Genomic DNA, 7864 nt, shown 5'->3' with positions numbered 1-7864 from the left:
CGGCCGCGGCGGCGGAAGGCGCGGCGGGTGCGGCCGGTGCGCCACCCGGATCGGCGACGGCGGCGCCCGCCTGCGGCGTGGCGAGGCCGAGGGACGCCCCGGCGAGAAGCGCGCCGGTGAGCAGGGCGAGCGTCTTCCGGAGCCGCGGGCGTCGTCCGCGGCTGCCGGTTCTGGCGGTTCTGGTTGTGCTGATGTCGTTCCCGTGCACGGTGCCTCCAGATTGGGGCGGGTTGTACGTGCGTGCGGTGCGCCGGGGTGCGCCGTCACCCCGGAGGCGGAGAAGGATCAGTCGTTGCCGCCGAACGCGGCGTCGAAGGACGCCGACGGCGGTTCGAAGTCGTATGCCTTGAGCCGGGTGAGTGCCTCGGGTGCGCCCTGGAGGCGGTCCATACCCGCGTCCTCCCACTCGACCGAGACGGGTCCCGTGTAGTCGATGGAGCGCAGCATCCGGAAGACGTCCTCCCACGGCACGTCACCGTGGCCGGCGGACACGAAGTCCCAGCCGCGGCGCGGATCGCCCCACGGCAGGTGGGAGCCGAGGCGGCCGTTGCGTCCGTCGAGGCGTTTGCGCGCTTCCTTGCAGTCGACGTGGTAGATGCGGTCGCGGAAGTCCCACAGGAAGCCGACCGGATCGAGGTCCTGCCAGACGAAATGCGAGGGGTCGAAGTTCAGCCCGAAGGCAGGACGGTGGTCGACCGCGGCCAGCGCACGCTGGGTTGTCCAGTAGTCGTACGCGATCTCGCTGGGGTGGACTTCGTGGGCGAACCGCACGCCCTCGCTGTCGAAAACGTCGAGGATGGGGTTCCAGCGCAGGGCGAAGTCCTCGTAGCCGCGCTCGATCATCGACTCGGGGGCGGGCGGGAACATCGCGACCAGGTGCCAGATGGCGGACCCCGTGAAGCCGATGACGGTGTCGACACCGAAGGCGGCAGCGGCGCGTGCGGTGTCGGCGATCTCGGACGCCGCCCGCTGTCGTACGCCTTCCGCCTCGCCGTCGCCCCAGATGCGGGCCGGGAGGATCGCCTGGTGGCGTTCGTCGATGATGGCGTCGCACACGGCCTGGCCGACCAGGTGGTTGGAGATGGCCCAGCACTTGAGGCCGTACTTGTCGAGCAACTGGTGGCGGGAGTCGAGGTACGAGGAGTCCGCGAGTGCCTTGTCGACCTCGAAGTGGTCGCCCCAGCAGGCGAGTTCGAGTCCGTCGTAGCCGAAGTCACGGGCGAGGCGGCAGACCTCCTCGAGCGGCAGGTCGGCCCACTGTCCGGTGAAGAGCGTGAAGTTGCGCGGCATGGGTCAGGGCCTCCTCAGACCACCACGGATGTGTAGACGGAGTTCTTGGCGGCGCTCTCCTCGACCGCCGCGAGCACGCGCTGCACCTGCAGCCCGTCCGCGAAGGAGGGCGCCGGTGGGCTGCCCTCGGCGATGGCATGCACCAGGTCGCGGGCCTGGTGGACGAAGGTGTGCTCGTAGCCGAGACCGTGGCCGGGCGGCCACCAGGCCTCCAGGTAGGGGTGCTCGGGTTCGGTGACGAGGATGCGGCGGAAACCCGCGTGCGCGCCGGGTTCCTTGCCGTCGTGGTACGAGAGTTCGTTGAGCCGCTCCAGATCGAACGCCAACGATCCGTGTTCGCCGTTGAGTTCGATGCACAGGGAGTTCTTACGGCCGGTCGCGTACCGGGTGGCCTCGAAGGAGGCGAGCGCGCCCGAGGCGAACCGCCCGGTGAACACGGCGGCGTCGTCCACGGTGACCTGGCCGACCGCCTCGGCCGCGGACGAGACGGCGGACAGACCGCTGGACGCTCCGCCGGGCAGCGGCCTTTCCCGTACGAACGTCTCGGTGAGCGCGGACACGCCCGTCACCGGCTCCCCCGCCAGATACTGCGCGAGGTCGACGATGTGCGCGCCCAGGTCGCCGAGCGCGCCCGAACCCGCCGTCTCCTTGCGCAGCCGCCAGGTCAGCGGGAATCCGGGGTCCACCAGCCAGTCCTGGAGATAGGTCACCCGTACGTGGCGCAGGGCGCCCAGGCGGCCCTCGGCGACCATCTGCCGGGCCAGCGCGGTGGCGGGCACCCGGCGGTAGTTGAACCCGACCATCGCCACCTGGCCCCGCTCGGCGGCGGCTTCGGCGGCCTCGGCCATCGCCTCGGCCTCCTCCACCGTGTTGGCCAGGGGCTTCTCGCACAGCACGTGCTTGCCCGCGGCCAGCGCGGCGAGGGCGATCTCGGCGTGGCTGTCGCCCGGCGTGCAGATGTCGACGAGGTCGACGTCGTCCCGGGCGATCAGCGACCGCCAGTCGGTCTCGGTGGCAGCCCAGCCGAGTCGGTCGGCCGCCGCCCGGACGGCCTGGCCGTCGCGGCCGCAGACGGCGGCGAGGACGGGGCGGCGTGGCAGGTCGAAGACGCGGCCCACAGTGCGCCAGCCCTGGGAGTGGGCGGCACCCATGAACGCGTATCCGACCATGCCCACGCCCAGCGGCGGCTTCTCGGCCGCTGCCCCTGCCTGGGCCTCGTCGGGCTGCTGCGGCTTTCCCATCGGGAAGTCCTCCTCGTCGTCGTGGTGCGGTGGGGGGTGTGAGCAGGGCGCATCACTTGAAGCCGGTGGACATGTACTGATCGACGTTGTCCTTGTCGACGACGGCCGAGTAGAGGGTCAGGGACGACGGGATCTCGAACTCGGCGAGGCCGCCGACGCCTTTGCCCTGGCCGAGGGCGCGGGCGAGGTCGATCGCGGACGCGGCCATGGTCGGCGGGTAGAGGACGGTGGCCTTCAGGACGCCGTCGTCCTGCTTGATGGCCTGGAACGCGGAGAGCGCGCCCGCGCCGCCGACCATCAGGAAGTCGTCACGCCCGGCCTGGTCGATGGCGCGCAGCGCGCCCACGCCCTGGTCGTCGTCGTGGTTCCACAGGGCGTCGAACTTCGACTGGGCCTGCAGGAGTTGGGACATCTTGGCCTGCCCCGACTCGACGGTGAACTCGGCGGCCTGCCGGGCGACCTTCTTGATGTTCGGGTAGTTCTTGAGGGCCGCGTCGAAGCCCTGCGTGCGCTGCTTGGTCAGCTCCAGGTTGTCGAGCCCGGCGAGTTCGATGACGCGGGCGTTCTTCTTGTTCTTGAGCTTCTCGCCGATGTAGTGACCGGCGTTCAGGCCCATGCCGTAGTTGTCGCCGCCGATCCAGCAGCGGTACGCCTGCGGGGAGTTGAAGATCCGGTCGAGGTTGACGACGGGGATGCCGGCGCGCATGGCCTGCAGGCCGACCTGGGTGAGGGCCTTGCCGTCGGCGGGCAGCACCACCAGGACGTCGACCTTCTTGTTGATCAGGGTCTCGATCTGGCCGATCTGCTGGGCGGTGTCGTTGGAGCCCTCGGTGATCTCCAGCGTGACGTCCTTGTACTTCTTGGCCCGGCTCTTGGCGTTGTCGTTGATGGCGTTGAGCCAGCCGTGGTCGGCCTGGGGGCCCGCGAAGCCGATGGTGACGGGCTTGCCGGACTTGTCGTCGGCGGCCGGCTGGTCGTTGGAGGCCGGCTCGTCGTCGGATTCGTTGCTGGTGCAGCCGGAGAGAAGGACACCTGCCCCGACGGCGGCGGTGCCGAACAGCATTCCTCTGCGACTCGTGAGCTCTGGCATGGCGGTGGGCCCTTTCCTCAAGGCGTGTCCCTCGGGTCGTGCTTCAGGTCGTGCATCAGGTCGTGCTTCAGGTCGTGCTTCAGGTCGTACTCGCGGTACGGCGTTGGACGAGCACGGCGGCGACGATGATCGCGCCCTTGGCGATCTGCTGGACGTCGCTCTGCAGGTTGTTCAAGGCGAAGATGTTGGTGATCATGGTGAAGATCAGGACGCCGAGCACCGAGCCGGTGATGGTGCCGCGTCCGCCACTGAGCAGCGTGCCGCCGATGATCGCGGCCGCGATGGCGTCGAGTTCGTACAGGTTGCCGTTGGTGTTCTGGCCCGAGCCCGACAGGACGATCAGCAGGAAGGCGGCGATGCCGCAGCACAGCCCGGAGAGCAGATACAGGTACAGCCTCTGGCGGCGTACGTCGATGCCGGCGAGACGTGCGGCCTCCGCGTTGCCGCCGACGGCCACGCTCCGCCGGCCGAAGGTGGTGCGGTTGAGGAGCAGCCAGCCGATGACGGTGACCACCGCGAAGACCATGACCAGGGGCGGGATGCCGAGGATGTAGGCGTCTCGCCCGCCGAGGTCCAGCACCCCCTCGACGGTGACGATCTGAGTCTTCCCGTCGGTGATCTGCAGGGCGAGCCCACGGGCCGAGGCCAACATGGCGAGCGTCGCGATGAAGGGGACCATGCCGCCGTAGGCGATCAGCAGCCCGTTCACCAGACCGCACCCCACGCCGACGATCACCGCCGTGAAGAGGATGCCGGCGAAGCCGTACTCCTGGGTGGCAACCGTCGTGGCCCACACCGAGGCGAGCGCCACGATCGCGCCGACGGACAGGTCGATGCCGCCGGAGGTGATGACGAAGGTCATGCCGACGGTGACGACGCCGATCACCGAGGCCTGGGTGAGGACGAGTTGGAGGTTGCGGGTGTCGAGGAACTCGTCGGGCTTGGTGATGCCGCCGATGATGATCAGGGCGGCGAGCACGCCGAGCAGCGAGAGGGTGCGGACGTCTGCACGGGCCGCGAGCGTCCGCCACTGGCTGGGTCCCTCCACCGGCGACACCTTCGGGGTATCGTCCCGGGGCGGGGATACGGGCTGCGTCATGACGCCGGAGTTCCTTCCATGACGAGGTCGAGTACGCGGTGTTCGTCGAGCTCCCGGGCGGGCGCCGTGTGCACGACGTGGCCCTCGCGGAGCACCAGGACGCGGTCGGCGAGGCCGAGGACTTCGGGTACTTCGCTGGAGACCAGGAGCACGGCCAGGCCGTCGTCGGCGAGGCGGCGGATGACGGCGTACAGCTCGGCGCGTGCGCCGACGTCGACGCCGCGGGTGGGTTCGTCGAGCAGCAGCACCCGGCAGCCGCGCAGCAGCCAGCGGGCCAGGACGGCCTTCTGCTGGTTGCCGCCGGAGAGGGTGCGCACGGGCACGGACGGGTTGTCGGGTCGCAGCGACAGCTCACGCGTCGCCTTGTGAGCGGCCTCGCGCTCGGCGCCCCGGTCGAGCCAGCCCCCGTACGAGAAGCGGGACATGGAGGACACCGACACGTTCCGTGTGACGGACTCCAGCATCAGCAGGGCCTGTGCCTTGCGTTCCTCGGGGGCGAGCCCGAGGCCGGCGCGGACGGCGGCGCGTACGCTTCCCGGGCGCAAGGGCCGTCCGTCGACGAGGACTTGACCGGCCGTCGGTTTGCGCGCGCCGTAGATGGTTTCCAGGATCTCCGAGCGTCCGGAGCCGACGAGTCCCGCGAGGCCGACGATCTCGCCGGGGCGCAGGGTGAGGTCGAGCGGTGCGAACTCGCCGTCGCGGGCGAGGCCTTGGACTTCGAGGACGGGATCCGGGAGATCTTGGTATTCGGGCCGGTCCGGGAAGACGTACTCGACGTTGCGCCCCGTCATCAGCGCGACGACCTCACGTGTCGGCGTCGACTTCGCGGGCAGCCCGCCCGCCACCGCGCGCCCGTCCTTGAGCACCGTGACGCGGTCGCCTATGCGGCGGATCTCCTCCAGGCGGTGCGAGATGTAGACGACGGCGACGCCCTCGGCGGTGAGGTCACCGACGATGCGGAAGAGGTTGTCGACCTCGTCGGGGTCGAGGGCGGCGGACGGCTCGTCCATGACGATGAGGCGTACGTCGTGGGAGAGGGCCCGCGCCATGGAGACGATCTGCTGCTGGGCGGCCGACAAGTCGCCGACCAGCCGGCCCGGATCGATCTCCGAGTGGCCAAGTCGCTTGAGAATAGCGGCAGTTGAGGCGCGCGCGTCCTTTCCTCGTACGACGAATCCGGCGGCCGTGGGCTCGTGTCCCAGGTAGACGTTCTCGGCGACCGACAGGCCTTCCACCAGGTCGAGTTCCTGGTAGATGGTGGCGATGCCGAGGCGCATGGCGGCGATGGGCGAGCGGAGCGTGACCTGTTCGCCGCGCCAGCCGATCGTGCCGTCGTCGGGCTGGTGGGCGCCGGCCAGGACCTTGATGAGGGTGGACTTCCCGGCGCCGTTCTGACCGAGCAGGCAGTGCACTTCGCCGGTCTGGACGTCGAGGTCGACGCCGTCCAGCGCGCGGACGCCGGGGAACGACTTGGTGATGCCGGACATGGTGAGCAGCGGTGGTTCTGGTGCCATGACGTTCCCCTTGGCGGGCGTGCGGCCGGTTTCAGGGCAGGGCGGAGCAGGGCGCTGTGCGTCCTGCGAAGTGGTGCGACTCTGCGGAGTGGTGCGACTCTTACGCGTTGAATGAGTTGATGCGGTGCTCTTGCGCGTCGTGCGGGTACGGACGGATCACGCGGGTGAGAACAGGTGGTCGCTGATGAGCCGGGCCGCGCCGATGACACCGGCGGTGGGGCCGAGCTCACCCAGAACGATGGGAAGGTTGCCGGTCGCGAGGGGCAGCGACTGGCGGTAGACCTGGGTGCGGATCGCGGCGAGCAGGGTGTGGCCGAGGCCGGTCACTCCGCCGCCGATCACCACCAGTCCGGGGTTGAAGAAGCTGACGAGTCCGGCGATGACCTGGCCGGTGCGGTTGCCGCCCTCGCGGATCAGGTCGAGCGCGGTGGCGTCGCCCGCGACGGCCGCGGCGGCGACGTCGACGGCACTGAGGCTGCCCGCGGTCTCCAGGCGGGCGGCGAGTTCTTGGGACAGCCCCTGCCGGGCGGCCTCCTCGGCGTCGCGGGCGAGTGCCGCACCGCTGAAGTGGGCCTCCAGGCACCCGCGGTTGCCGCAGGCGCACGGGCGGCCGTCGGGCACTGCCTGGATATGGCCGATGTCGCCCGCGCTGCCCGTCGTACCGCGGTAGACCTCGCCGCCGACGACGATGCCGCAGCCGATACCGGTGCCGATCTTGACGCAGAGGAAGTCGCCCACGGTGCGTGCTACGCCCGCGTGCTGCTCCCCCATGGCCATCAGGTTCACGTCGTTGTCGACCATGACGGGGCAGCCGAGGTCCTGACTGAGCGCCTCGCGCACCGGGAAACCGTCCCAGCCCGGCATGATCGGCGGGGCGACCGGGACGCCCTCGGGGAAACGGACCGGTCCGGGTACGCCGATGCCGGCGCCGTCGAACCCCTCCGCGAGCCCCGAGGCCTTCAACTTCGCTGCCATGGACAGGACTTGCTCGAAGACCGCGACCGGGCCCTCGCGGACGTCCATGGGCTGGTTGATGTGCCCCAGCACCTCCAGCTCGGCGTTGGTGACGGCCACATCGATGGAGGTCGCGCCGATGTCCACGCCGAGGAAGCGCAGGGCGGGCGCGAGCCTGATGTTGTGGGAGCGGCGGCCACCGCGCGAGGCGGCGAGTCCGTCGGCCACCACGAGCCCCGTCTCCAGGAGCCGTTCGACCTCCACGGCCAGCTTCGACCGCGAAAGGTCGACCCGATCTCCCAGCTGCGCACGGGAGTTGGGGCCGTCGTCACGCAACAGCCTGAGAAGCCGCGCCTGGTGGGCGTTCGCGGGTCGCGCCGTCATACGTCTCACGAGCCCCTCCCCGCCTCATCGGCACCGCTTCTTCGGGCTTTCGAGGGGAACGTAGCAGCGGTTGCCGAGAGTGGGAAGAAGTTGCGCAGGAATTGGCGCCCACTTTCTCCACTCACAGGACAAAGGGAGGCGGACGCTCGACGGGATTTTCGCCCCCGCCGCCCCTACCCGTCCCATCCCTGGGGCTCCGCCCCAGACCCCGCTCCTCAAACGCCGGAGGGGCTGACTTTCACGGGGGTCTGGGGGCGGAGCCCCCAGGTACGGGATGGGACGGGTAGGGGCG

7 protein-coding genes are annotated in these 7864 nt (G+C 70.1%); all 7 read right to left on the bottom strand.

Annotation, left to right across the window (positions count from 1 at the left end):
• Window positions 1–208: hypothetical protein (locus FE633_RS46490; RefSeq protein WP_138051197.1), on the bottom strand; the 208-nt coding region annotated here is incomplete at its 3' end.
• Window positions 209–285: 77 nt separating this feature from the next.
• The gene (locus FE633_RS46485; protein WP_138051196.1) at window positions 286–1290 is read right to left on the bottom strand and encodes a sugar phosphate isomerase/epimerase family protein; all 1005 of its coding nucleotides are present in this window, start codon (window positions 1288–1290) and stop codon (window positions 286–288) included.
• A gap of 14 nt (window positions 1291–1304) precedes the next feature.
• The gene (locus tag FE633_RS46480; RefSeq protein WP_138051195.1) at window positions 1305–2531 is read right to left on the bottom strand and encodes a Gfo/Idh/MocA family protein; all 1227 of its coding nucleotides are present in this window, start codon (window positions 2529–2531) and stop codon (window positions 1305–1307) included.
• A 52-nt stretch (window positions 2532–2583) separates the two neighbouring features.
• A complete protein-coding gene (locus tag FE633_RS46475; RefSeq protein WP_138051194.1) occupies window positions 2584–3621 on the bottom strand; it encodes a substrate-binding domain-containing protein in 1038 nt (345 codons plus the stop codon).
• A 79-nt stretch (window positions 3622–3700) separates the two neighbouring features.
• Window positions 3701–4720, bottom strand: coding sequence for an ABC transporter permease (locus FE633_RS46470; RefSeq protein ID WP_138051193.1), 1020 nt, complete (start codon window positions 4718–4720; stop codon window positions 3701–3703).
• The gene (locus tag FE633_RS46465) at window positions 4717–6234 is read right to left on the bottom strand and encodes a sugar ABC transporter ATP-binding protein (protein WP_138051192.1); all 1518 of its coding nucleotides are present in this window, start codon (window positions 6232–6234) and stop codon (window positions 4717–4719) included. Before FE633_RS46465 ends, FE633_RS46470 begins: the two co-directional genes overlap by 4 nt.
• A gap of 156 nt (window positions 6235–6390) precedes the next feature.
• Window positions 6391–7572 (bottom strand): ROK family transcriptional regulator, encoded by a 1182-nt coding sequence (locus FE633_RS46460; protein ID WP_119104708.1) that lies wholly within the window; start codon window positions 7570–7572, stop codon window positions 6391–6393.
• Window positions 7573–7864 lie beyond the last annotated feature (292 nt).

The sequence above is a fragment of the Streptomyces montanus genome (assembly GCF_005786655.1).
GTDB lineage: Bacteria > Actinomycetota > Actinomycetes > Streptomycetales > Streptomycetaceae > Streptomyces > Streptomyces sporangiiformans.
The sequence above is the reverse complement of the archived record's forward strand: the minus strand, read 5'-3'. Positions and strand labels throughout refer to the sequence as shown.

Coding starts and splice junctions, on each gene's coding strand:
- FE633_RS46480 (WP_138051195.1), bottom strand. CDS start 2,531: ATGGGAAAGCCGCAGCAGCCCGACGAGGCCCAGGCAGGGGCAGCGGCC.
- FE633_RS46475 (WP_138051194.1), bottom strand. CDS start 3,621: ATGCCAGAGCTCACGAGTCGCAGAGGAATGCTGTTCGGCACCGCCGCC.
- FE633_RS46470 (WP_138051193.1), bottom strand. CDS start 4,720: ATGACGCAGCCCGTATCCCCGCCCCGGGACGATACCCCGAAGGTGTCG.
- FE633_RS46485 (WP_138051196.1), bottom strand. CDS start 1,290: ATGCCGCGCAACTTCACGCTCTTCACCGGACAGTGGGCCGACCTGCCG.
- FE633_RS46460 (WP_119104708.1), bottom strand. CDS start 7,572: ATGACGGCGCGACCCGCGAACGCCCACCAGGCGCGGCTTCTCAGGCTG.
- FE633_RS46465 (WP_138051192.1), bottom strand. CDS start 6,234: ATGGCACCAGAACCACCGCTGCTCACCATGTCCGGCATCACCAAGTCG.